Source organism: Pseudomonas sp. H9 (assembly GCF_004353925.1).
GTDB lineage: Bacteria > Pseudomonadota > Gammaproteobacteria > Pseudomonadales > Pseudomonadaceae > Aquipseudomonas.
Map to the genome: position 1 here is coordinate 1 of NZ_SMOK01000050.1, position 434 is coordinate 434.

Annotated in this window: 1 rRNA gene; it reads left to right on the forward strand. The window is 45.4% G+C overall.

Features of this window, described 5'->3' with window-relative positions:
- Positions 1–280: 280 nt before the first annotated feature.
- A 16S ribosomal RNA gene (locus E1573_RS26625) occupies positions 281–434 on the forward strand; the annotation flags it as partial.

Consider the following 434-nt stretch of genomic DNA (forward strand, 5'->3'; position numbering starts at 1 on the left):
GGTTGAAGTTGAAAGAGAAATTCTGAAAAACTTCAAAATAAACGCTTGACACACTCTGAGGAAAGCGTAGAATGCGCGCCTCGGTTGAAGCGAAAGACTTCAGCCAAACGCTCTTTAACAATCGAATCAAGCAATTCGTGTGGGTGCTTGTGACTCAGACTGATAGTCAAAAAGATTATCAGCATCACAAGTGACTACGCGGAAAATCGAAAGATTTCAAATTTAGTCATTTGAGGTTGCTGAGCCAAGTTTAGGGTTTTCTCAAAACCCAAGCAGTATTGAACTGAAGAGTTTGATCATGGCTCAGATTGAACGCTGGCGGCAGGCCTAACACATGCAAGTCGAGCGGATGAGAAGAGCTTGCTCTTCGATTCAGCGGCGGACGGGTGAGTAATGCCTAGGAATCTGCCTGGTAGTGGGGGACAACGTTTCGA